Here is a 24,199-nt window from a genome sequence, read left to right as displayed (position 1 = left end):
CCCCGGGTGGTCCCGGGCGCGGCCCCGCAAGGCCTGCGCCGGGACCGCCCGGGCGCTCCTCAGGGGCGCGGGATCAGGACAGGGCCTCCCCGAGGCCTGCCAGGTCCGTGCCGAGCTTGCGGTATGCGGAGGACAGCAGCCGGGCGACTTCCAGCTCGGTGGTGGCCAGGGCGGCGGCGACCTTGGCGGCCGGTTCCCCCGCGGCCGTGAGCCGGGCGGCCTGCTCCTCGCGGGCGGTCAGCTCGCCGCCGCCCGCCAGTGCCGGGCGCGGCCGGGAGCCGACGCCGGAGAGGGCCTCCCGTGCCGTGGCGGCCAGGCCGTCGGCTCCGCAGGCCACGGCCGTCTCCAGGCCCTCGTGCAGGACCGAGGGGCGGCGCAGCTCGATGCCCAGTGCCACCTGGGCGCAGGCGAGCTCGTAGCCCGCCGGGGAGGCGGACAGCACCTCGACGGCTTCTTCCAGGCCGGTCCCGGTGACGTCGGCGGCCATCCGCAGTGCCTGCCCGATGGCGGACTGGGTGCCGAACGCGCGGGCGCGCCGGATGGCGTCCTCGGCCAGGTCGCGGGCCCGGCCGGGGTTCTCCCGGGCTTCGGCGCGGGCGAGGTGCAGCTGCCACGGGCACCAGGACGGGTTCTGGATGCCGCGCGGGGTGAGCCTGCGGCCGACGGCTTCCAGTTCCGCGACGGCGGCCTTGCGGTCGCCCCGGGCGAGGAGCAGTTCGGCGTACACGGTCTGCGAGTCGGGGAAGACCACGGCGGCGGGGAACGGTTCGCCGAATTCGTGGTCGCGGCCCAGCTGCCAGGCCTCCTCCACCCGGCCCCGCGCCAGCAGGATCTCGATGAGGATGGTGACGGCGTACCAGTGCACGGGCGTGCGGCGCCCGACGCGCTCGGCGAGCCGCAGTCCGGAGCGGGCGTAGTCCTCCGCTTCGATCAGGCGTCCGCGCCGGAAGCGGATGTAGCCGAGGAGGCTGTACGCGAAGGACAGGTGCGCGCCGCGCCAGCCCTGGCGTTCCAGTTCGGCCGTGCCTGCGGCGAACAGCTCCTCCGCCCGGCCGGGCCGGTCGGCGTACATGTAGGTGAGCGCGACCACGACGGGCAGCTCGAAGCCGCGGTCCTCGTACGCCCAGCTGAGCTCGTCGCCGAGGGCGCGCCGGGAGTGGTGCAGGACGGTGTCGACGTGTTCGCCGCGCAGGGTGGCGTCCCAGGCGCGCATGCCGATGATGTACCGCTCGGTGAGGTCGCGGCCGCTGAGCCGGTCGGCGAGCTTGGACAGGCGCCGGGAGCGGGCGGGCGAGTCGGGTTCGTCGGACCGGAACGCGTCCCACATGAACTGCTCGGACTGCAGGCGCAGCCGGGTGCGGGCGTCGGGTGCGCTGGCGATCTCCCGGGCGAGGACGGCGGAGGCCTCGTCGTGGCGGTTGCTGTGGGCGAGCACCTGGGCCAGGCGGACGACGATGCCCTGGCGCAGGGCGGAGCCCTCCTCGGACTCGGCGAGCGCCGCGCGCAGGTGGTTGACGGTGTTGGCGGGTTCGGTGAGGAGGGAGGCGCAGCCCAGTTCGTACAGGACGGCGGCGCGCTCGTCGAAGGAGGGCGGTTCCTGGAGGGCGCGGGCGAGCTGCCTGCGGGCGGCTTCGGGTGCGCCGGCGCGCAGGTGCTCCGCGGCGGATTCGCGCAGGAGCTGCACCACGTGGTCCTCGCCGTCGGGGTGCGTCTCGAGCAGGTGCCGGGCTGCGGCGGAGGCCCCGAACCCCGCGTCGACGACGGCCATGGCGGCCTGGCCGTGCATGGCGACCCGTACGGCGTCGGGGATCGCGCGGTAGACGGCGGTGGCGATGAGCGGGTGCTCGAATTCGAGGGTGCCGTCGGCGGAGACCGTGCCGGAGAGGATGCGGGCCTCGCGCAGCCGGTCGGTGGCGTCGGCGGCTTCCTCGGTGCCGAGGGCCGCGACGCGCGCGGCGAGTTCCTGGGGTACGGCGATGCCGAGGACCGCACAGGCCCAGGCGAACCGGACGGTGGAGGCGCCGAGGCGTTCGAGCCGGGCGACGAAGCCGCTGCCGCGCTGGGCGGCGGCGAGGTCGCGCAGCAGCGACGCTCCGGATTCGTCGGGGGTGAGGCCGCGGTCGCGGACCTTGGCGGTCAGTTCGACGGCCTGGAACGGGTTGCCCGCGGTGACGGCCCAGCATTCGCGGCAGAAGGCGTCGTCGGCCTCGTCTCCGACGGTCTCGCGGACGAGCCGGCCGACGGCGTCGGGCGTGAGCGGTTCGAGGTCGATGGGGCGCTGTCCGGCGCGGCCGGGCAGGAACCGGAAGGACTCGGCGTGGTCGGGGAGTTCGTCGGGGCGGTACGCGACGACGGCGAGCAGCGGCAGGTGTTCGGTGCGCGGCGCGAACGCGGCGAGCCAGCTGAGGGATTCCGAGTCGGCCCAGTGGGCGTCGTCGAGGACGAGGACCATCGGGGCGCGCTGGATGGCGAGGTGGGTGAGGACCCAGTCGAGGCCGTCGCGCAGACCCTGGGGGTCCGGCGGTGCGCCGTCGACCGCGGCGCACAGGCCGAGCGCCGGGCCGACGATGGAGTACCAGCTGCCGAGGGTGTCGCGGAGCTCTCCGGCGGAGGTCCCGGCCAGTTGCGGCTGGATCAGCTGCCGGGCGACGTGGAACGGGACGGTCTGTTCCATCTCGCCGCCGCGGGCGCTGAGTACGGTGCAGCCGAGGGCGTGGGCGCGGCGGCGCACCTCGGCGAGCAGGGTGGTCTTGCCGAGACCCGCGGGTCCGGCGAAGGCGAGCAGACCACCGCCGGGGCCGGTCGTCGGCCCGGGTCCGGTGAGCTCGCCCAGAGCTTCGTCCACGGCGGCAAGTTCGGCCTCGCGTTCGAACATGGTGCGCCGCATCCGGAGCTGGCGTTCCGTCATGGCTGGTACCCCCCAGGGCGGTTCGGGGCCATCAGCGTACGCCCGCGCACACGCGGGCGGAGGCCAGATGTCGGGTACTGATCGGATCTTTCTCAGTCGGTCACGGACCGCGCGGCGAGAGCTTCGAGCACGGCGACTGCCTCGGCGGCCCGCTCGGCGGGCACGAAGAGGTGGTCGTGGTGGAAGCCCGCGACGACGTTGCAGCTCAGGCCTGCGGCGGCCAGTTCGCGGGCGAAGGCGCCGGTGAGCCCGACCGCGTCGAGGGCGGAGTGGACCCGCAGGGTGATCCACGCGGCGACGTAGTCGTACCGGAGTCCGGCCGCGTCGGCGTCGTCCTGGGACAGGACCAAGGTCAGCCCTTCGGGTTCCCGCACCGTCGCGACGGGCGTCACTCCTTCGGGGACACCCGCGGGGACGGTGGTGAAGACGTACCGTCCGGGGTTCAGCTCGGGCCGCATCCCGCTGAGGAGGGTGGCCAGGTCGCGCTCGCCGCTCATGGGGGCACCCTACCCGCGCGTGCGGCGCGGCCCGGTGCGCGCGACGGCGGAGTCGGCGGCTGCGGCAGAGCCGACGGCGGAGGTGGGGGCGGCCGTTGCGGAAGGCCGGGCAGCGGCTCTGCCCGGCGGTCCGCCGTGCGGCACCCCGGCTCAGGTGAGGTCGAACTCCCCTTCGCGGGCGTTGAGTACGAACGCCCGCCACTCGTCCGGGGCGAAGATCAGGGAGGGACTCTCCGGCCGCTCGCTGTTGCGCAGGGCGACGAAGCCCTCCACGAACGCGATCTGGACGTCTCCCGTTCCCTGGCTGCCCGACTGCCAGTCCGCCGTGCTGAGATCGAGCTCGGGTTTGCCCCATCCGGTGAAGGACTGGGTCATCGTGCTCTCGGCCATGTGCGTGCTCCTCCCGGTTCCGTCGTCCGTGGGCCAGGGTAGCGACGGACCCCGGTGCGGGACAGGCCGCGCCGGGCGCCGGGGCGGCGCGGTCAGCCGGTCGGCGGGGCGGCGCCCACCAGCCACATGGCGAAGAACTGCGCGCCGCCGCCGTAGGCGTGGCCCAGGGCCCGCCGGGCGCCGGGGACTTGGTGCTCCCCGGCCTGGCCGCGCACCTGGAGGGCGGCCTCGGCGAAGCGGATCATGCCGGAGGCGCCGATGGGATTGGTGGAGAGGACTCCGCCGGACGGGTTCACGGGCAGGTCGCCGTCGAGTTCCGTGACGCCGGCCTCGGTGAGCTTCCAGCCCTCGCCCTCCTGGGCGAAGCCCAGGTTCTCCAGCCACATGGGCTCGTACCAGGAGAAGGGCACGTACATCTCGACGGCGTCGATCTCCCGGCGCGGGTCGGCGATGCCGGCCTGCCGGTAGACGTCCGCCGCGCAGTCCCGGCCGGCCTGCGGGGAGACGAAGTCCTTGCCGGCGAAGAGCGTCGGCTCGCTGCGCATCGCGCCGCCGTGCACCCAGGCGGGGGGACGGGGGGCGCGGGCCGCTCCGGACCGGTCGGTGAGGACCATCGCGCAGGCGCCGTCGGAGGAGGGGCAGGTCTCCGAGTAGCGGATCGGGTCCCACAGCATCGGCGAGGCCTGGACCTTCTCCAGCGTGATGTCGTGCTCGTGCAGGTGTGCGTACGGGTTCTTCAGCGCGTTGCGCCGGTCCTTGTACGCCACGAGCGAGCCGACGGTGTCGGGGGCGCCGGTGCGGCGCATGTAGGCCCGTACGTGCGGGGCGAAGAAGCCGCCTGCCCCGGCCAGCAGGGGCTGCTGGAAGGGGACGGGCAGGGACAGGCCCCACATCGCGTTGGATTCGGACTGCTTCTCGAAGGCGAGGGTCAGGACGGTGCGGTGGACGCGGGCGGCGACCAGGCTCGCGGCGACGAGGGCGGTGGACCCGCCGACGGATCCGGCCGTGTGGACGCGCATCATGGGCTTGCCGACGGCGCCGAGCGCGTCCGCGAGGTACAGCTCCGGCATCATCACGCCCTCGAAGAAGTCGGGGGCCTTGCCGATGACGACCGCGTCGATGTCCGCCCAGGTCAGCCCGGCGTCGTCGAGGGCCCGTACGGCGGCCTCGCGGACCAGGCCGGCGAGGGAGACGTCACGGCGGGCGGCGACGTGCTTGGTCTGGCCGATTCCGACGATGGCCACGGGCTCCTTGGCCGTCTTGCTCATGACGGGTCCCCTTCCAGGACGGCGACCAGGTTCTGCTGGAGGCAGGGGCCGGAGGTGGCGTGGGCGAGGGCGCGGTCGGACGTGCCGTCGTGGATGCGGGCGGCGGCCTCGCCGATGCGGATGAGGCCGGCGGCCATGACGGGGTTGGCCGCCAGGGCGCCGCCGGACGGGTTGACGCTGACCGAGTCGTCCAGGCGCAGGGCCTTGCGCAGGACGACCTCCTGGGAGCTGAACGGCGCGTGCAGTTCGGCGGTGTCGACGGCGCGGGTGAAGGCCCCGGCGCGTTCCGCGGCGAGCCGGGTGGACGGGGAGTCGGTCAGGTCCCGCAGGCCGAGGCCGTGGGCCTCGATGCGGTGGTCGATGCCGGTGATCCAGGCGGGGCGGGAGCACAGCCGCCGGGCGGTGTCGCCGGCGGCGAGGACGACGGCCGCCGCGCCGTCGCCCACGGGCGGGCAGTCGCCGGTGCGCAGCGGGGCGACCTGGTATTCGCCCTGGGGGACGGCGCCGCGGAGCTGGGCGTGCCGGTTCGTCGCGGCGGCGGTGCGGCTGCGGGCGGCGATGGCGGCGAGGGCTTCCTCGTCGGTGTCGCCTGCGTCGACGAGCGCCTGGGCCTGGAGGGCGGCGAGGGCCACCGAGTCGGGCCACAGGGGGGCGAGGTAGTACGGGTCGAGCTGGCGGGTGAGCACGTCGCGCACCGGGCCCGGGGAGGATTTGCCGTACGCGTAGACGAGCGCGGTGTCGGCCTCGCCGGTCTGGATCTTGACCCAGGCCTCGTACAGGGCCCAGGCGCCGTCCATCTCGACGTGGGACTCGGAGATGGGGGGCCAGGCGCCGACGCCGTCGAGGGTCATGGTGAAGGAGAAGGCGCGTCCGGCGAGGTAGTCGCTGGATCCGGAGCAGGTGAAGCCGATGTCGCCGGCTTTGAGGCCGGTCTGCGCCAGGACCTGGTGCAGGACCGGCATGACCATTTCGACTTCGCTGAGTTCGTCGGTGCGGCGCAGGTGGTCGCTCTGCGCGAAGGCGACCACTGCAACGTCACGTATGCCATTGCCGTGTGCCATCACAGCAGCTCCTTGTACGCGTCGTAGTCGGCGTCGGGCTCGCCGGTGGGGCGGTAGTGGTCGGGGTGGCGGCCGCCTTCGGTCCACACGGGCTCCACCCGCAGGCCCATCCGGACCTGGTCGTACGGGATGCCGCCGATCCGGCCGTGGAGCGCGAGGCCGGCGCCGTCGAGGGCGATGTGGGCGTAGACGTACGGCACCTCGATATCGAGGTTCTTCGCCTTGATGTTGACGATGCAGAAGGTCGTCACCGTGCCCGCGGGGCCGACCTCGACGTGGTCGGTGGTGGCCACCCCGCAGGTGGGGCAGGCGCCCCGGGGCGGCACGTACACCTTCCGGCAGGAGGGGCAGCGTTCGCCGACGGTCTTCCGTTCGGCGAGGGCGTTGATGTACGCGGTCTGGGCCCGGCCGGGGCTGTACGTGTAGTCGAGCCTGGCCGGGGCGACGATGCCGGTGACGGGGTGCTCGAAGACGCCGTCGTGCGGGGCGGGTCCGGTGCCCGCCGGACCGTCGTACGCCTCGAAGCACGCGATGTCGGTGATGGCGCCGGACCGCTCGGCCGCCCACCGGACGCGCACCCGCATGCCGGTGGCGACGGCCCCGGGGCCGGGCGCGTCGAGGGCGTGCAGCAGGGCGGTGTCGGCGCCGTCGAGGCGGACCAGCACCCAGGCGAAGGGGGTGGCGAGGGGCTGGTTCGGGCGGGGGTCGGGGTTCCATGCCCAGGTGGTGACGGTGCCGGTGGCGGCGACCTCCACGAGTTCGCGGATCTCCTGCGCCGTCACCGGATCGTACTCGGCGGGCGGGACCATCACACGGCCGTCGGAGGTCTTCACGCCGAGGACGACGCGTTCGCGCAGGCCGGTCAGGAAGGCGCTCTGCACGGGCCCGAGGGAGCGGGTGAAGGGGAACTCGACGACGAGGGGTGCGCGCAGCACCTCGGGTACGGGCGCGGCTGTCACGGGCGGCTCTCCGATTCTCCGCGGCGGGCGGAAGCCGGGCGGACGTCGATCCGGCGCGGGCGCGGTGCGGGCGCGCGCTGGACGGTGCGGGGCGGTTCGTGCGGCAGGTGGCGGGGCGGGGCGGTGATGCGGGCGGTCGTACGGGGCGGTCGTACGGGGCGGTCGTAGGGTGGGGAGCCGGCCGGCGGGGCCCGGACGGCCGGTGCTGCGGTCGGCAGGATCCGGGCCGGCCCGCCGCGTCAGGCGCGGCGGAAGACCGCCGGGCGGCGCTCGGCGAAGGCGCGGGCGCCTTCCTTCGCGTCCGCGGTGTCGAAGACCGGCCAGCCGCGGGTGAGTTCCGAGGCCAGGCCGTCGGTCTCGGTCATCTCGGCGGTCTCGTACACCGAGGCCTTGACGGCCTCGACGGCGAGCGGTCCGCACGCGTTGATCTGCTCGGCGATCTCCAGGGCCTTGTCGAGCGCCGTGCCGTCGGGCACGACCTGGCCCACCAGCCCGATCCGCGCGGCCTCGGCCGCGCTGTACGGGCGGCCGGTCAGCAGCATCTCCAGGGCGTGGGTGCGGGCGATCTGGCGGGGCAGGCGGACGGTGGAGCCTCCGATGGGGAACAGGCCGCGCCTGACCTCGAAGAGCCCGAAGGTGGCGCCTTCGGCGGCGACGCGGATGTCGGTGCCCTGGAGGATCTCCGTGCCGCCGGCGACGCAGTAGCCCTCGACGGCCGCGATGACGGGTTTGCGGGGCCGGTGGTGGCGGAGCATGGCCTTCCAGTGCAGGTCCGGGTCCGCCTTGAGGCGGTCCCGGTAGTGGTCGCCCGCCATGCCCTTGCCCGCCAGGGCCTTGAGGTCCATCCCGGCGCAGAAGTCGCCGCCCGCGCCGGTGAGCACCACCGAGCGGATCCCGTCATCGGCGTCCGCTTCGAGCCAGCCGTCGTAGAGCCCCACCAGCAGGGGCAGCGAGAGCGCGTTCTTCGCCTCGGGCCTGTTCATGGTGAGCACCAGCGTGGCGCCGTGCCGTTGCACGCCGAGGTGTTCCGTCCCACCCATTGCCGTCCTCCCGTCTCAAGACCTAGAACAGGTTGCAGGAGGGGCGGTTCCAGTTCAATAGCTTTCTGACACTCAGTCAGATTTCTTCGGGTGCCTCCCTTCCGCATTGCGTTGGCTGGCGCTCTAATGACCGCCATCGGATTCCGGGGTCAGGAGGAACGGTGGAGTACAACCTTGCCGACCTGTTCGAGTCGGTCGTCGACGTGGTCCCCGACCGTGAGGCCCTCGTCTACGTGGACCACCCCGGGACCGGCGCCGAGCGGCGGCTGACGTACCGGGAACTGGACGAGGCGGCGAACCGCGTCGCGCACCACCTGCTGGACGCCGGCCTGCGTCCCGGCGAGCACCTGGGGCTGCACCTCTACAACGGCGTCGAATACCTCCAGACGGTGCTGGCCTGCCTCAAGGCCCGGCTGGTCCCGGTGAACGTGAACTACCGGTACGTGGAAGAGGAGCTGGTCTACCTCTACCGGGACGCCGACCTGGCGGCGCTGGTCTTCGACGGGGAGTTCACCGAGCGGGTGGCGGCCGCCCTGCCGCAGACGCAGAAGCTGCGGCACCTGGTCCGGGTGGGCGCGGTGCCGGACGGCGCCCCGGAGCTGCCGGCCGTGGCCTTCGGCGAGGCCGAGGCCGCCGGTTCGCCCGCCAGGGGCTTCGGGCCGCGCTCGGCCGACGACCTCTTCATCATCTACACCGGCGGCACGACCGGCATGCCCAAGGGCGTCATGTGGCGCCAGGAGGACCTGTTCTTCGCCGGGCTGTTCGGCGGCGAGCCGACGGGCGAACCCGTCAAGCGGCCCGAGGAGCTGGCCGAGCGGGTCGCGGCGCGCGGCGCCGGGCTGACCTTCTTCCCCACTCCCCCGCTGATGCACGGCACCTCGACCCTGACGTCGTTCGTGGCCTTCAACTACGGCCAGCGGATCGTCATCCACCGCAAGTACGTGCCCGAGGAAGTGCTGCGCACCATCGCGAAGGAGAAGGTCTCCAGCGTGTCGCTGGTGGGCGACGCGATGCTGCGCCCACTGGTCGACGCACTGCAGGGCCCGCTCAGGGGCACCGACATGTCGTCGCTGTTCAGCGTTTCCTCGTCCGGGGCCGTCATGTCGGACACGGTGCGCGCCCAGTTCCAGGAGCTGGTGCCCAACGTCCTGCTGCTGAACAACTTCGGCTCCTCCGAGTCCGGTTCCAACGGCAAGGCGACGGCCGACTCGGGCCCGGAGAAGGGCTTCCGGCTGGAGGTCAACGAGCGTACGCAGGTGGTGGACCCGGCGACGCACGATCCGGCGCCGGTGGGCGTGCCGGGGCGGCTGGCGCAGCGCGGGTACGTCCCGCTCGGCTACTACAACGACCCGCAGAAGACCGCGGAGACGTTCTTCCGGCGCGGCGACGAGCGGTGGGTGCTGCTCGGCGACATGGCGACCGTGGACGAGGAGGGCATCGTCACGGTGCTCGGGCGGGGCTCGCAGTGCATCAACACCGGCGGGGAGAAGGTGTACCCGGAGGAGGTCGAGCAGGCGCTGAAATCGCATCCCGACGTGTACGACGCGCTGGTCGCCGGCGTTCCGGACGCGAAGTGGGGCAGCCACGTCGCCGCCGTGGTCCAGGTCCGCGCGGGAGCACCGGAGCCGACCCTCGACGAGATCCAGGCCCACTGCCGCACCAGGCTGGCAGGCTACAAGGTCCCGCGCCAGCTGGTGATCGCCCCGGCGATCCAGCGCTCCCCGAGCGGCAAGGCGGACTACCGCTGGGCCAAGTCGGTCGCAACGGCGGCGGACGCGGGCTAGAACTCCGCGGCCCGATCGGCGCCGCACCCGCCGTGCGGCGCCGGTCCGGTCGTCCGGAGCCGGTCCGGTCGTCCGGAGCCGGTCCCGGTCAGGCCGCCCCGGTGCCGTCGGCCAGGAAGCGGGCGATACGGGTGGCGAACCACTGCGGGTCGTCCAGCCACGGGTAGTGGCCGGCGCCCCGCCGGACCTCGCACTCGGCGTGCGGGAAGAGCGCGGCCAGTTCCGCGGCCCGCGCCGGGTTCGGGTTGCCGTCGAGACCGCCGGCCAGCACCAGCACACGTACCGCGAGCCCGCCGAGCGCAGCCCGTACCGCCCCGGGGTCGCAGTCGCCCTCCGGGCGGTAGCGCAGCGCGGCCTTGCCGTTGGCCTGGCCCGCCTCCTGCGCGACGTGCGCGCGGGCCGCGTCGTCCCAGCGGGCGTAGAAGAAGGGCGCGACGAGGTCCCATGCGTCCTCCCCGTCCGCCCGGCCGGTGAGCAGCTCCTCCAGGACCGGGTAGGCCTCCTCGTACCACGGCTCCCCCGCCCGCAGCCGGGCCGCCGCGAGCCGGTGCTCCAGCGGGGTCGCCAGGCCCGCCGCCCAGACCGGGGCGGTCACCATGACCAGCTTCCGCACGCGGTGGGGGTGCGCGGCCGCGTACAGCACGGCGAGGTTCCCGCCCGCCGAGTGGGCCAGCAGGTCCATCTTCTCCAGCCCGAGGCGGACGCGCAGCGCCTCGACGTCCGCGACCTGGCGGTCGGCGCGGTAGGTGTCCTCGTCGGCCGGGATCTGCGAGTCGCCCGTACCGCGCAGGTCGAGGAGGACGAGCTGCCGGTGGCGGTCGAGGCCGCCCAGGTCGCCCAGATAGGCGGAGGCGCGCATGGGCCCGCCCGGCAGGCACACCAGCGGCTCGCCCTCCCCCCGTATGTGAGCGGCCAGTTGTGTTCCGTCGTACGTCGCGAAGATCAGCATGACCGCATCCAAGCAGAGCGCTTGACCAAACCGCCCGCCCTTTGATTGCCTACGATGACCGAACGATCGGTCGGTATCGGGGAGGCAGTGGTGGTGGCGGATCTCCTGGACGCGGCGGAGCGGCTCGACCGCGCGGAACTGACGGCCCTGCAGCTGGAACGGCTGCGGGAGACGCTGCGGTACGTCTACGAACGGGTCCCCTTCCACCGGGCGGCCTTCGACAAGGCGGGGGTCCGCCCCGAGGACTGCCGCACCCTCGCCGACCTGGCCCGTTTCCCGTTCACCACCAAGGCCGACCTGCGGGACACGTACCCCTTCGGCATGTTCGCCGTCCCCGGACCGGAGGTCCGGCGGATCCACGCCTCCAGCGGCACCACGGGGCGCCCGACCGTCGTCGGCTACAGCGACCGCGACCTGCAGACGTGGGCCGAGGTGGTGGCGCGCTCCATCCGCGCCGCCGGCGGCCGCCCCGGCCACAAGGTCCACGTGGCGTACGGCTACGGCCTCTTCACCGGCGGCCTCGGCGCGCACTACGGCGCCGAGCGGCTCGGCTGTACGGTCATCCCCGCGTCCGGCGGGATGACCGAGCGCCAGGTCCGGCTGATCCGGGACTTCGAGCCCGAGATCATCATGGTGACCCCCTCTTACATGCTCACCCTCCTGGACGAGATGGAGCGGCAGGGGATCGACCCGCGCCGGACCTCTCTGCGGACGGGCATCTTCGGTGCGGAGCCGTGGACCGAGGAGATGCGGCGGGAGATCGAGGACCGGCTCGGGATCGACGCCGTCGACATCTACGGACTGTCGGAGGTGATCGGCCCGGGGGTGGCGCAGGAGTTCGCCGAGACCAAGGACGGCCTGCACGTGTGGGAGGACCACTTCCTGCCGGAGGTGGTGGACCCGGTGACGGGCGAGGTGCTGCCCGACGGCGAGCTGGGCGAGCTGGTCTTCACCTCCCTCACCAAGGAGGCCATGCCGGTGATCCGCTACCGCACCCGGGACCTGACCCGGCTGCTCCCGGGCACGGCCCGGCCGGCCTTCCGCCGGATGGAGAAGGTCACCGGCCGCTGCGACGACATGATCATCCTGCGCGGGGTGAACCTCTTCCCCTCCCAGATCGAGGAGATCCTCCTGCGCACGCCCGCGGTGGCCCCGCACTTCCAGCTGCGGTTGACCCGGCAGGGGCGGATGGACGCACTGACGGTACGGGCGGAGGCCCGGCGGGACGCGGGGGCGGGCGAGCGGGAGGCCGCGGCCGGGGCGGTGGTCCGGGCGGTGAAGGAGACCATCGGGGTGTCGGCGGCCGTGGAGATCGTCGATCCGGAGACCCTGGAGCGCTCGGTCGGCAAGATCAAGCGGATCGTGGACCTGCGCGAGGCGCCGTCGGACGAGGAGGATGGTTCCACCCGTTTGGTCTGATAATGACCGCATTGAGGAGGGTTCGGGGTAGTCGAATCCTGTGACGCACCCTCGCCCGCACCGGCTCAGGCACCTGCACGACCGCATCCAGGCCTCCCCCACCGGGCTGGCGTGGAGCCGCGGCCGCGAGATCGAGCTGATGCACCGGGCCATGGGCTTCGCGGCGCTCGGCTTCCTCACCCTGGTGCCGCTGCTGATCGTCGTGGCGGCCGCGGCGCCGGCCAGCGGCGAGGGCTTCGGCCGCTGGCTGGGGCAGGCCCTCGGGGTCTCCGCCGACTCTCGGCGGCAAGTGGAGATCCTGTTCGGCATGCCGGGCCAGGCGCTGGAGCGGACCACCGCCTTCGGTCTCGCCGCCCTGTGCGTCTTCGGCCTGACCTTCGGCTCCGTGGTGCAGACCGGGTACGAGAAGGTGTGGGACCTGCCCACCGCCCGCTGGCACACCATGTGGCGGCACGTCGTCTGGCTGGCCCTGCTGATCTTCTACCTCGGGGTGCTCGTCGCCGTCTCGGTCCCGTCCGACAGCGTCTTCGCCACCCTGTTGGGCGGCACCGCCGACCTGCTGAGCACCTGCCTCTTCTTCTGGGGCTCACAGCGGCTGCTGCTCGGCGGCCGGGTCCGCTGGCGGGCCCTGCTGCCGGGGGCCGTCGCCACCAGCCTGGGCCTGCTGGGCCTGCGCGTCTTCTCCCAGCTGGTGTTCTCCCCGCTCATCGCCTCCAACGCCGTGACCTACGGGCCCTTCGGAACCCTCCTCGTGGCCCAGTCCTGGCTGGTGGGAGTGGGCTTCGTGGTCTACGGCGGGGCGCTGGTCGGGCGCCTGGTCCACGAGCACCTCACCCTCAGGCGGCTGCGCGAGTCCGGAACCCTGCCGGGGGCGTGAGCGGCCGGCCGCGGGCCGCCGTGCCCGTGCCTGTCGCCGGATGCCGACGGGGGCTCAACCCTGCTGCGTGAGTTCGGCGTCACCTCTGCCAGGATCAACCAGAAGAATTCACAAGCAACTTGGGGGAACATTGCACCTCCGTACGCGCTTACGACGGGTCGCGCTGCTCGGCGCCGCACTGCTCACCGCGGGCACCGCCGTCTCCCCGGCCGCCGCCGCGCCCGAGCCCTCCGCGAACGGCTCCGCGCCGTCCGGCAGCGGCCTCTCCGCGGTCCTGCGCTACACCGAGCACGGCATTCCGCACATCGTCGCGAAGGACTACGCCGGCCTCGGCTTCGGCACCGGCTGGGCACAGGCCGCCGACCAGGTGTGCGTCCTGGCGGACGGGTTCGTCACCGTCAGGGGCGAGCGCTCGCGCTGGTTCGCTCCGGACGCGGCGACCGACTTCTCGCTGTCCTCCGCCGGCCGCAACCTCTCCAGCGACCTCTACTTCCGCGGGGTCCGGGAGTCCGGCACGGTCGAGCGGCTTCTCGCCGCACCCGCCCCGGCCGGGCCCAGCCGTCCGTTCAAGGAGCTGATGCGCGGCTGGGCCGCCGGGTACAACGCCTGGCTGGCGCAGCACCCGGTCACCGACCCCGCGTGCAAGGGCGCCGGCTGGGTGCGTCCCGTGACCACCGAGGACGTGGCGGCGCGCGCCTTCGCGGTCTCGGTGCTGGGCGGCCAGGGCCGCGCGGTCGACGGCATCACCGCCGCCGCGCCGCCCGGCACGGGCATGCGTACCGACGGCCGCCGGGACCCGGATCCCGAGACGGCCGCAGCAGCGGCGCGCGAGCTGTTCGACACCGGGCGCGCCGACATGGGCTCCAACGCCGTGGCGTTCGGCGGCACGGTCACGGCGAACGGCCGCGGGCTGCTGCTGGGCAACCCGCACTATCCGTGGCAGGGCGGCCGGAGGTTCTGGCAGTCCCAGCAGACCATCCCCGGCGAGCTGAACGTCGCCGGCGCCTCGCTGCTCGGCACCCCGGTCGTGAACATCGGTTACAACGACAAGGTGGCGTGGAGCCACACCGTGTCCACCGGTGTCCCGGCCAACCTGCACCAGCTGTCCCTGGTCCCGGCGGATCCGACGGCGTACCTCGTCGACGGGAAGCCGGAGCGCATGACCAGGCGGACCGTGACGGTTCCGGTGCGCGACGGGCAGCCGGTCACCCGCGCCCAGTGGTGGACCCGGTACGGGCCGGTGGTGAGCTCCCTCGGCGCCGGGCTCCCGCTGCCGTGGACGGCCACGACGGCGTACGCCCTCAACGACCCGAACGCACAGAACCTGCGCGGCTCCGACACCGCCCTCGCCTTCGGCAAGGCCCGCTCGGTGGCCGGGGTGCAGGACGCGCTGCGGCGCACGCAGGGGCTGCCGTGGGTGAACACGGTCGCGGCGGACGCCGCCGGCGGCACGCTGTTCACGCAGGCGCAGGTGCTGCCCCGGATCACCGACGAGCTGGCGGCGCGCTGCTCGACGCCGCTGGGCCGGGCGACGTACCCGGCGTCGGGACTCGCCGTACTGGACGGCTCGCGCGGGGACTGCGCGCTCGGCTCGGACCCGGACGCGGTGCAGCCGGGTGTGTTCGGCCCGGCGAAGGCGCCCGTGCTGCGCAACGCCCCGTACGCCGAGAACTCCAACGACAGCGCCTGGCTGGCCAATGCCGACCGGCCGCTGACGGGGTACGAGCGGATCTGGGGCACCATCGGCACGCCCCGCTCGCTGCGCACGCGCGGGGCGGTGGAGGACGTGTCGGCGATGGCTTCGCGGGGCCGTCTGACGGTCTCCGACCTCCAGCGGCAGCAGTTCGCGAACCGCGCTCCGGCGGGTGACCTGGCGGCGGCCGACGCGGCCGCCGTCTGCGCCGCGCTGCCCGGCGGTACGGCCACCGCGGGCGACGGGACGGTGGTGGACGTCTCGGCGGCCTGCGGAGTGCTGGAGCGCTGGGACCGTACGACCGACACGGGGAGCCGGGGGGCGCTGCTGTTCGACCGGTTCTGGCGGCGGGTGACGGCGTCGGTGCCGGCGAAGGAGCTGTGGCAGGTGCCGTTCTCGGCGGCCGATCCGGTGCGGACCCCGCGCACGCTGAACACGGCGGCTCCCGGCATCGGGCGGGCGCTGGCGGACGCGGTACTGGAGCTGCGGAGGGCCGGGTTCGCCCTGGACGCGCCGCTGGGCGAGCACCAGTTCGTGGTGCGCGGCGGGAAGCGGATCCCGGTCGGCGGCGGCACGGAGGCCCTCGGGGTCTGGAACAAGATCGAGGCGGCGTGGGACACCGCCTCGGGCGGGTACGCGGACGTGGTGCACGGGACCAGTCACGTGCAGGCGGTCGGCTGGGACGGCGGGCGCTGCCCGGTCGCGCGGACCCTGCTGGCGTACAGCCAGTCCTCGAACCCGAACTCGCCGTACTACGCCGACCAGACCCGGCTCTACTCCGGTGAGCGCTGGGTCCGGGCGCGGTTCTGCGAGCGGGAGATCCTGGCCTCGCCCGCGCTGCGGGTGGTGTGGGCGCGCGAACGGCGCTGACCCGGCCGGGGCGGCCGCCCCTTGCCCCCGGCCGGCCCGGCAGCTGCTGCCGGGCCGGTCAGGGGCTCACCGCGAGGAAGAGGTAGGCCGCGAGGATGACCAGGTGCACGCCGCCCTGGAGGAGGGTGGCGCGGCCGGGGACGATCGTGAGGGCGCCGACGACGACGGTGAGCGCGAGCAGCACCATGTGGGTCGGGCCCAGGCCCAGCAGCAGCGGGCCGGAGAGCCAGATCGAGGCGAGGGCGATGGCCGGGATGGTCAGGCCGATGCTCGCGATGGCGGAGCCGTAGGCCAGGTTGAGGCTGGTCTGCACCCGGTCTCGGCGGGCCGCGCGGACGGCGGCGAGGGTTTCGGGGAGCAGGACGAGCAGGGCGATGATGACGCCCACCACGGCGTTCGGCAGGCCGGCGCTCTCGACCCCGGACTCGATGGTCGGCGAGACGGCCTTCGCGTCGCCGACGACCGCGACGAGGGCGAGCACGAGCAGACCGAGGCTGATCAGGGCGGCGCGGACGGTCGGCGGGCTGGCGTGGTCGTCGGAGGTGGCGTCCGCGGGGGCGGCGGGGTCTGCGGCGGGGGCGGTGGTGGTCACGGGCAGGAAGTAGTCGCGGTGCCGGACCGTCTGGACGGCGATGAACAGGCCGTACAGGGCGAAGGAGGCGACGGCGGCGAAGGTGAGCTGCGCCGCCGAGAACTCCGGGCCGGGCTTGGACGTGGTGAAGGTCGGCAGGACCAGGCTGAGGGTGGCCAGGGTGGCGACCGTGGCCAGCGCGGCACCCGAGCCCTCGGCGTTGAAGACCGCGACGCGGTTGCGCAGTGCGCCGACCAGCAGGGACAGCCCGACGATTCCGTTGCAGGTGATCATCACGGCGGCGAAGACGGTGTCCCGGGCGAGGGACGACGTCTTGTCGCCGCCGTCGGCCATCAGCGTGACGATGAGCGCGACTTCGATGACGGTGACGGCGACGGCGAGTACGAGGGATCCGAAGGGTTCGCCGACGCGGTGGGCCACCACCTCGGCGTGGTGGACGGCGGCGAGCACCGCCCCGGCGAGGCAGAGGGCGACCAGGGCGACGGCGAGCGGGGGCAGGTCGCGGCCCCAGCTGAACACCAGCGCGACGAGCGCCACCACGGGGACCACGAGGGTCCAGTCGGTCAGGGGAGATGTCCGCGTTGCCGTACTCATGCCCGCTACGCTGTCATAACGTCACCTCTGCTACAAAAATCCCACGCGCCGCCACATCGGATCGTCACATCACACGGCGTCATCGCACCTGTGACATTGCACGGTCACATGTCGCGGCCCGTCGCAGCCGCCTCGCGCGGTCACATCGCCCGCTCGTGCCCTTCCCAGTACGGGTCGCGCAGCCTGCGCTTGTAGAGCTTGCCGTTGGGGTCGCGCGGCATCGTCTCCACGAAGTCGACGGTCTTGGGCCGCTTGTACCCGGCGAGCTGCCGCGTGCAGTGGGCGAGGATGTCGGCGGCGAGCGCCTCCCCGGGCGTACAGCCCTCCGCGGGCTCGACGACGGCCTTGACCTCTTCGCCCCAGTCGGCGTGCGGGATCCCGAACGCGGCGGCGTCGGCCACGGCCGGGTGGGTGAGGAGGGCTGATTCGATCTCGGCCGGGTAGACGTTCACGCCGCCCGAGATGATCATGTCGATCTTGCGGTCGCGGAGGAAGAGGTAGCCCTCCTCGTCCAGCAGGCCGAGGTCGCCGACGGTGAAGAAGTCGCCGATGCGGTTCTTGCGCGTCTTGCCCTCGTCCTTGTGGTAGCTGAAGCCGCCGGTGCTCATCTTCATGTAGACGGTGCCTAGTTCGCCGGCCGGGAGCCGGTTGCCGTCGTCGTCGTAGATGGCGAGCTCGCTGATGGGCCAGGCCCTGCCGACGGTTCCGGGCTTCTTCAGCCAGTCCTCGGCGGTGGCGAAGGCGCCGCCGCCCTCGCTGGCCGCGTAGTACTCCTCCACGCAGCCGCCCCACCAGTCGATCATCGCGCGCTTGACGTGGTCCGGGCAGGGCGCGGCGCCGTGGATGGCGTGCCGCATCGAGGACACGTCGTACGCCGTGCGGGTCGCCTCCGGGAGGGCGAGCAGGCGGTGGAACTGCGTGGGGACCATGTGGGTGTGCGTGCACCGGTGGGTGTCGATCAGGCGCAGCATCTCCTCGGGCGTCCACTTGTCCATCAGCACCAGCGGGTGCCCGATGTGCAGCGACGCTCCCGCGAACTGCAGAACCGCCGTGTGGTAGAGCGGCGAGCAGACGAGGTGGACGTTGCCGTCGAAGGGGCGGATGCCGAAGATGCCGAGGAACCCGCCGAGGTGGGTCTCCTCCGGCGGTTTGCCCTGGAGCGGGCGGCGGATGCCGCGGGGGCGGCCGGTGGTGCCGGAGGTGTAGTTCATGACCCAGCCGAGCGTGCGGTCCGCGGGGGCGGAGTCCGGCTGCCCGTCGAGGAGTTCGGCGTACGGGCGGAAGCCCTCGAAGGCACCGGCACCGGCACCGGCCTCCGCCTCCGCCCCCGCCTCCGCCCCCGCCTCCGCGACGCCGTACCGGCGGCCGGCCGGGAGGCCCGCCTCGTCGGCGGCGGCGGTCGCGGCGTCCGCGAAGCGCTCGTGCGCGATGAGCACCTTGGCGCCGGAGTCGGAGACGATCCAGGCGATCTCGGGTCCCACGAGGTGGTGGTTGACCGGAACGAGGTAGAAGCCCGCCTGGGAGGCGGCGAGGTAGGCGGTGAAGAACTCGACGCCGTTGGGCAGCACGACGGCGAAGGAGTCACCGCGCTCGAGGCCGGCCGCGCGCAGGCCATGGACGAGCCGGTTGGCGGCGGCGTGCAGGCGGCCCGCCGTCCACTGCTCGCCGCCGGGGGCGACGAGGACGACGCGGTCCGGGTCGGCGGCTGCCTGGGCCCAGAAGCCGGTGGGCGGCTGCTTGTCGGTCATGGGTGTCCTCCTCAGGACCGGCCGGCGATGCGGTTGACGCGGTCGATGGCCCGCTCGAATCCGCGGGTCAGGTCGTCGAACATGGCCTGGACGCTGCGTTCGGAGTTCATCCGGCCGACGATCTGCCCGACGGGCGTGCCGAGCAGCGGCCGGACTTCGTACTTCTGGATGCGCGAGACCGCCTCGGCCACGAGCAGGCCCTGGAGGGGCATGGGGAGCGGGCCGGGGCCGTCGGGGCCGTCCCAGGCCTCGGTCCACTCGGTGCGCAGCTGGCGGGCGGGCTTGCCGGTGAGGGCGCGGGAGCGGACGGTGTCGCCGGAACCGGCCGCGAGGAGCTTGTCGGTGAGGGCGCGGGAGTGCAGGTCGGCCTCGGTGGCGGTGAGCCAGAGGGAGCCCAGCCAGACGCCCTGGGCGCCGAGTGCGAGTCCGGCGGCTATCTGCTCGCCGCTGCCGATGCCTCCGGCGGCGAGTACGGGCAGCGGGGAGACGGCTTCGACGACCTCGGGTACGAGCACCATGGAGGCGATCTCGCCGGTGTGGCCGCCGGCCTCGTAACCCTGGGCCACGACGATGTCGATGCCCGCATCGGCGTGGCGTCGGGCGTGCTTGGCACTGCCGGCGAGGGCCGCGACGAGGATGCCGTGGTCGTGGGCGCGGGCGATCACGTCGGCGGGCGGGGAGCCGAGGGCGTTGGCGAGGAGCTTGATGGGGTAGCCGAAGGCGACGTCGAGCTGGCTGCGGGCGACCTGTTCCATCCAGCCGGTGATCCGCCAGCCGGAGGCCTCGCCCTCGGGGAGGTCCGGTACCCCGTGCTTGGCGAGGGTGTCGCGGACGAACTCCCGGTGCTCTTGCGGGATCATCGCCTCGATGTCGGCCTCGCTGATGCCGTCGACGGCCTTCCTGGCGGGCATCACGACGTCGAGGCCGTACGGCTTGCCGCCGGTGTGCTCCTGCATCCAGTCGAGGTCGCGCGCGAGGTCGTCGGGGTCGGCGTAGCGCACCGCGCCGAGGACGCCGAAGCCTCCCGCCCGGGTGATGGCCGCGGCGACCGCCGGAAAGGGCGTGAAGCCGAAGATGGCGTGCTCGACTCCCAGTTTCCTGCTCAGCTCCGTCTCCATGGGCGGCAGGATGCCGCAGCCCGGCGGTCGAGGGAAGAGATTTTCTGATGCAGTGTCAGATTCTTTGCGGGTCCGTCCGGGCGGGGAGTGCCGGGTGGGCGGGCAAGTACTCGGTAGCGTGCGCGGGTCGGGACAGGAGGGCCGGTCATGGACGAGTTCACGGGGGCACGAGGGGCGGAGGCCGACGGGTCCGCCACGGCGGGCGGCGAGTCCCCTGCGGCGGGCCGCGGGCTCAGCCGCAGGCGGCTGGGTGCACGGCTGCTCGCGCTCGGCGGCGTGCTGGTGCTGCACGCCCTGCCCGGCGCGGCGGGCGCCGCCGGGAACCCGGTGGAGCGGCGCGCCCTCCAGGGCCTGCGCCTGCGCTACGGATCGGCGCGGCAGGCGGGACTCCTGGACCGGCAGCTGGAGGCGGTGGCGGACGAGGCGGCGCGGTTCCTCGGCCCCTCCCCCGAGCACCCCTACTACGCAGGGGCGGTGGTCCTCGCCGGGCGGGGACGGACGGTGGCCCTGCACCGGGCGATGGGCGACGCCGTCCGGTACGCGGACTACGACGGCCGGACCGACCTGGCCCGGGAACTGCCCGCGGCCGAGCGGGTCGCCATGGCCGAGGACACGGTCTTCGACCTGGCGTCGCTGACCAAGCTCTTCACCTCGGTGCTGGCCGTGCAGCAGATGGAGCGGGGCCGGCTGAGCCTGGAGGCGCCGGTGCACCGCTGCCTGCCCGAGTTCACGGGCGGCGGCAAGGAGCTGATCACGGTCCGTCAGCTCCTCACCCACACCTCCGGACTGCGCTCGTGGGCGCCCTTCTACCAGGAGACCACCCGGGAGAGGCAGCTGCGCCTGCTGTGGTCGGTGCGGCCGCAGGAGGCTCCCGGCAGCGTCTACCGCTACTCCGACCTCAATCTGATCGCCCTCCAGCTGCTCCTCGAACGGATCACCGGCCGCACGCTGGACGTGCTGCTCCACGACGAGATCACCGCTCCGCTCGGGATGCACCGCACTCGTTACAACCCCCCGCTCTCCTGGCGCCGCGTGACCGCCGCCACCGAGGTGCAGCGCCCGCCGTGGTCCGGCCTGGACCGCGGACTGGTGTGGGGCGAGGTCCACGACGAGAACGCGCACGCCCTGGGCGGGGTCGCCGGCCACGCAGGCGTCTTCGGCACCGCCTGGGACCTCGCCGTCCTGGCCCGCACCCTGCTCGACGGCGGCGCCTACGCCGGCCGGCGCATCCTGCGGCCCGCCTCCGTCGAACTGCTCTTCACCGACTTCAACACCGCCTTCCCCGGCCACGACCACGGCCTCGGCTTCGAGCTCTACCAGCACTGGTACATGGGCGCGATGGCCACCCCGCACTCGGCCGGCCACACCGGCTTCACCGGCACCTCCCTCGTCCTCGACCCGTCCACCGACTCGTACCTGATCCTGCTCGGCAATTCCGTACACCCGGTGCGCACCTGGCGGGCCGGCAGCGCGCCCCGGGTCGCCGTCGGCAACGCCTTCGCGCGGGCCGTGCCCGTACGCACCCGGCACGGCGGCGCCGCCTGGTTCTCCGGCATGACGCCCGGCGGCTCCGGCACCCTCACCCTGCCCCCGCTCACCCCCGCCGGCCCGGACGCCCGGCTGCGCTGCGCCGTGTGGTGGGACACCGTGCCCGACGAGGGCGCCTTCCATCTGGAGGCCTCGGCCGACGGCACCACCTGGCAGCCCCTGCCCTTCACGACGGTGCGCACCTCGGGCGGCAGCGCCGAGCACTGGCCGCAGGGCACGGCCGGCGGCTGGTCGGGCCGGATCTGGCACCGGCTGGAGGCCCCGCTCGCGGCCTGGGCGGGCCGCGAGGTCAGACTGCGGCTGCGCCACACCGCCACCGGCCGCTACGTGGGCCGCGGCGTGTACGTGGACGTCCTGCGCGTGTCGGAACCGGCCGGGCTGCTCTTCGCCGAGGACCGGCCCGCCGACGCGGCCCGGATCGAGGCGGTGGGCTGGAGCCGTTCCGCCGACTGACGGGAGCCGGGGGCGGTGGCGGGCGCGGCGGACCGGCCCCGGCCCGCTCCCTGCCCGGACACTGGCGGCAGCGAGGTCCGAGCCCCGGGAGGTGCCGTGCAGGCGGAGAAGCCGGTGGCCGCCCTGGCCGTGCTGATGGCCGTACTGACGCTGGCCACCGGGATGATCGAGGCGGCCAGTCTGCTCGCACTCGGGCCCGTCTTCACCGGCATGCAGACGGGCAACGTCCTCTTCCTGGCCTTCGGCACCCTCGGAGAGGGCGGCCTGTCGGTGGTGGCTCCCGCCACCTCGCTGTGCGCGTTCGTGGTGGGGGCGGTCGCCGGCGCCCGGCTGGAGGGGCGGCTGGAGTCGCACGGGCACCGGTGGCTCGTGGCCGCCGCGCTCACCGAGGCAGTGCTGGTCGCGGCCGCGGCCGCGACCGCCTGGGACCTCCCACCGGTCAGCAGCGCGCCCACGGCCCGTCACCTCGTCACGGCCGCCGTCCTGTCGGCGTCGATGGGCCTGCGCAACGTGACCGCGATGCGGGTGAGCGTGCCCGACATGCCGACCACCCTGGTCACGCGGGCGATGACGGCGTTCCTCGGCGGCTCGCTCCTCGGCCACGACCCGGCCTTCGGGCACACCCGGGGCGCCACGGCCCGCCGCGCCGCGTCCGTCGCGGCGATGTTCGCCGGGGGCCTGGTCGGTGCGGCTTTCATCCGCCTCGGCTGGCCGCTGCACGCCCTGCTGCTCCTCGCCGCCGCCCTGGCCCTGGCGGTGGGCCTCGCCAAACTGCGGCTGCCGCGCGTGTTCACCGGATAGCCCCGCACCGCCGGCCGGGCCGTGGCTAGCGGCCCAGCGCCGCCATCGCGGCGTTGTGCCCGGGGATGCCGCTGACACCGCCGCCGCGCACCGCGCCCGCCCCGCACAGCAGGACGTTCGCGTGGGCGGTCGCCACGCCCCAGCGGCCGGCGCCGCCGGCGGCCTCCGCGTACGGGAAGGCCAGGTCCCGGTGGAAGATGTGACCGCCGGGCAGCCGCAGTTCGCGCTCCAGGTCGAGCGGGGTCTTGGCCTCGATGCACGGGCGGCCGTCGGCGTCCTCGGCCAGGCAGTCGGCGAGCGGCTCCGCGAGGTGGGCGTCGAGCTGGGCCAGGGTCGCGGCCAGCAGCCGGTCCCGGGCGTCGTCGTTGTTCTTCTCGAACAGCCGGGCGGGCGTGTGCAGTCCGAACAGCGTCAGGGTCTGGTAGCCGCGCTCGACGAGTTCCGGGCCCAGGATCGACGGGTCGGTCAGGGAGTGGCAGTAGATCTCCGAGGGCGGGGCTGCGGGCAGTTCCCCGGCTGCCGCCTGGGCGTGGGCCCGGGCCAGTTCGGCGTACCCCTCGGCGATGTGGAAGGTCCCGGCGAAGGCCTCGTGCGGATCGACCGCGCCGTCGCGCAGCCGCGGCAGCCGCTTCAGGAGCATGTTGACCTTCAGCTGGGCGCCCTCGGCCGGTGCGGGCGGCTCCTCGCCGAGCAGTGCGGCCAGTTCCTGCGGCGAGGCGTTGACCAGTACCTTCCGGGCGGCGACCCGGCCTTCGCCGTCGGCGGTCCGGTAGGCGACGGACGCCTCGGCGGCGCCGTCCGTCTCGATGCCGACCGCCTCGTGGCCGGTGGCGATCTCGGCTCCGGCCGCGCGGGCGGCCTCGGCCAGCGCGGCGGTGAGCGCGCCCATCCCGCCGACCGGCACGTCCCAGTCGCCCGTGCCGCCGCCGATGACGTGGTAGAGGAAACAGCGGTTCTGCACCAGCGAGGGGTCGTGGGCGTCCGCGAAGGTGCCGATGACAGCATCCGTCAGGACGACCCCGCGGACCAGGTCGTCGGTGAACCGCTCTTCCACGGCGCGGCCGATGGGCTCCTCGAAGAGCATCCGCCAGGCCGTCTCGTCGTCGATCCGCTCGCGCAGCTCGGCGCGGGCGGGCAGCGGCTCGGTGAGGGTGGGGAAGACCCGTTCTGCGACGCGGGCCGTGGTGGCGTAGAAGGCGCGCCAGCGCTCGTACTCCCGGGCGTCCCCGGTGAGCCGGGCGAAGGACTCGCGGGTGCGGTCCTCGCCGCCGCCCACCAGCAGCCCGGTGGCCCGTCCGCCGCGGACGGCCGGCGTGTACGAGGAGACCGTGCGCTTGCGGACCGCGAACTCGAGGCCCAGTTCGGTCACGATCTTCCGCGGCAGCAGCGAGACGAGGTACGAGTACCGCGACAGGCGGGCGTCGATCCCGGCGAAGGGGCGGGTGGAGACGGCGGCGCCGCCGGTGCGGCCGAGCCGCTCCAGGACGAGCACCGTGCGCCCGGCGCGGGCCAGGTACGCGGCGGCCACCAGGCCGTTGTGGCCCCCGCCCACGATCACTGCGTCGTACAGGTCCTTCGAGAACACTGCGGCTCGGCTCATGGCTCTTGGTAGCACGGGACGATCAGCGGG

The 24,199-nt window shown here is 73.8% G+C and carries 18 protein-coding genes; 6 read left to right on the top strand and 12 right to left on the bottom strand.

Annotation, left to right across the window (positions count from 1 at the left end; translation table 11 throughout):
• Positions 1-73 precede the first annotated feature (73 nt).
• From ACZ7H1_RS10020 to ACZ7H1_RS09990, 7 genes are all read right to left on the bottom strand, one after another.
• Positions 74-2,908, bottom strand: a complete 2,835-nt coding sequence (locus ACZ7H1_RS10020) for an ATP-binding protein (RefSeq protein WP_470785298.1) — start codon at positions 2,906-2,908, stop codon at positions 74-76.
• 92 nt (positions 2,909-3,000) lie between these two features.
• Entirely contained in the window at positions 3,001-3,405 is a 405-nt protein-coding gene (locus ACZ7H1_RS10015; protein WP_470785296.1) for an ACT domain-containing protein, read from the bottom strand.
• A gap of 150 nt (positions 3,406-3,555) precedes the next feature.
• Positions 3,556-3,795 (bottom strand): DUF397 domain-containing protein, encoded by a 240-nt coding sequence (locus tag ACZ7H1_RS10010; RefSeq protein ID WP_470785295.1) that lies wholly within the window; start codon positions 3,793-3,795, stop codon positions 3,556-3,558.
• Between the two features lie 92 nt (positions 3,796-3,887).
• Positions 3,888-5,063, bottom strand: a complete 1,176-nt coding sequence (locus ACZ7H1_RS10005) for a thiolase domain-containing protein (protein ID WP_470785293.1) — start codon at positions 5,061-5,063, stop codon at positions 3,888-3,890.
• Positions 5,060-6,124, bottom strand: a complete 1,065-nt coding sequence (locus ACZ7H1_RS10000; protein ID WP_470785292.1) for a thiolase domain-containing protein — start codon at positions 6,122-6,124, stop codon at positions 5,060-5,062. The genes ACZ7H1_RS10005 and ACZ7H1_RS10000 overlap by 4 nt, the downstream gene beginning before the upstream one ends.
• Complete coding sequence (locus ACZ7H1_RS09995) at positions 6,124-7,083, bottom strand: Zn-ribbon domain-containing OB-fold protein (protein ID WP_470785290.1); 960 nt, start codon at positions 7,081-7,083, stop codon at positions 6,124-6,126. Before ACZ7H1_RS09995 ends, ACZ7H1_RS10000 begins: the two co-directional genes overlap by 1 nt.
• Positions 7,084-7,322: 239 nt before the next feature.
• Positions 7,323-8,123: a crotonase/enoyl-CoA hydratase family protein gene (locus ACZ7H1_RS09990; RefSeq protein WP_470785288.1), complete on the bottom strand. Its 801-nt coding sequence runs from the start codon at positions 8,121-8,123 to the stop codon at positions 7,323-7,325.
• A 161-nt stretch (positions 8,124-8,284) separates the two neighbouring features.
• On the opposite strand from ACZ7H1_RS09990, the gene ACZ7H1_RS09985 reads away from it, so the two are divergent.
• The gene (locus ACZ7H1_RS09985; protein WP_470785287.1) at positions 8,285-9,907 is read left to right on the top strand and encodes an acyl-CoA synthetase; all 1,623 of its coding nucleotides are present in this window, start codon (positions 8,285-8,287) and stop codon (positions 9,905-9,907) included.
• Positions 9,908-9,995: 88 nt separating this feature from the next.
• On the opposite strand, the gene ACZ7H1_RS09980 is transcribed toward ACZ7H1_RS09985, so the two are convergent.
• Positions 9,996-10,856 carry an alpha/beta fold hydrolase gene (locus tag ACZ7H1_RS09980; protein WP_470785286.1) on the bottom strand — a complete coding sequence of 287 codons (861 nt, stop codon included), beginning with the start codon at positions 10,854-10,856 and terminating at the stop codon, positions 9,996-9,998.
• Positions 10,857-10,949: 93 nt separating this feature from the next.
• On the opposite strand from ACZ7H1_RS09980, the gene paaK reads away from it, so the two are divergent.
• From paaK to ACZ7H1_RS09965, 3 genes are all read left to right on the top strand, one after another.
• Entirely contained in the window at positions 10,950-12,275 is a 1,326-nt protein-coding gene (gene paaK, locus ACZ7H1_RS09975) for a phenylacetate--CoA ligase PaaK (RefSeq protein ID WP_470785578.1), read from the top strand.
• Between the two features lie 40 nt (positions 12,276-12,315).
• On the top strand, positions 12,316-13,152 hold the full coding sequence (locus ACZ7H1_RS09970) for a YhjD/YihY/BrkB family envelope integrity protein (protein ID WP_470785285.1): 837 nt from the start codon (positions 12,316-12,318) through the stop codon (positions 13,150-13,152).
• 130 nt (positions 13,153-13,282) lie between these two features.
• Complete coding sequence (locus ACZ7H1_RS09965) at positions 13,283-15,715, top strand: penicillin acylase family protein (RefSeq protein WP_470785284.1); 2,433 nt, start codon at positions 13,283-13,285, stop codon at positions 15,713-15,715.
• Between the two features lie 58 nt (positions 15,716-15,773).
• On the opposite strand, the gene ACZ7H1_RS09960 is transcribed toward ACZ7H1_RS09965, so the two are convergent.
• The 3 genes from ACZ7H1_RS09960 to ACZ7H1_RS09950 all read right to left on the bottom strand — a co-directional run bounded on the left by ACZ7H1_RS09960 (position 15,774) and on the right by ACZ7H1_RS09950 (position 19,767).
• Positions 15,774-16,901, bottom strand: coding sequence for a calcium:cation antiporter (locus ACZ7H1_RS09960; RefSeq protein ID WP_470785283.1), 1,128 nt, complete (start codon positions 16,899-16,901; stop codon positions 15,774-15,776).
• A 140-nt stretch (positions 16,902-17,041) separates the two neighbouring features.
• The gene (locus tag ACZ7H1_RS09955; protein WP_470785281.1) at positions 17,042-18,649 is read right to left on the bottom strand and encodes an acyl-CoA synthetase; all 1,608 of its coding nucleotides are present in this window, start codon (positions 18,647-18,649) and stop codon (positions 17,042-17,044) included.
• Positions 18,650-18,660: 11 nt separating this feature from the next.
• Positions 18,661-19,767 carry a nitronate monooxygenase gene (locus ACZ7H1_RS09950; RefSeq protein ID WP_470785279.1) on the bottom strand — a complete coding sequence of 369 codons (1,107 nt, stop codon included), beginning with the start codon at positions 19,765-19,767 and terminating at the stop codon, positions 18,661-18,663.
• 147 nt (positions 19,768-19,914) lie between these two features.
• Here ACZ7H1_RS09950 and ACZ7H1_RS09945 point away from each other — a divergent pair, with 147 nt between their 5' ends.
• Positions 19,915-21,768, top strand: coding sequence for a serine hydrolase domain-containing protein (locus ACZ7H1_RS09945; RefSeq protein WP_470785277.1), 1,854 nt, complete (start codon positions 19,915-19,917; stop codon positions 21,766-21,768).
• 96 nt (positions 21,769-21,864) lie between these two features.
• Positions 21,865-22,569, top strand: a complete 705-nt coding sequence (locus ACZ7H1_RS09940) for a YoaK family protein (RefSeq protein WP_470785275.1) — start codon at positions 21,865-21,867, stop codon at positions 22,567-22,569.
• 25 nt (positions 22,570-22,594) lie between these two features.
• On the opposite strand, the gene ACZ7H1_RS09935 is transcribed toward ACZ7H1_RS09940, so the two are convergent.
• Positions 22,595-24,169: a phytoene desaturase family protein gene (locus tag ACZ7H1_RS09935; protein ID WP_470785273.1), complete on the bottom strand. Its 1,575-nt coding sequence runs from the start codon at positions 24,167-24,169 to the stop codon at positions 22,595-22,597.
• Between the last annotated feature and the right edge of the window lie 30 nt (positions 24,170-24,199).

The sequence above is a fragment of the Streptomyces sp. NPDC037401 genome, from assembly GCF_055602345.1.
The sequence above is the reverse complement of the archived record's forward strand: the minus strand, read 5'-3'. Positions and strand labels throughout refer to the sequence as shown.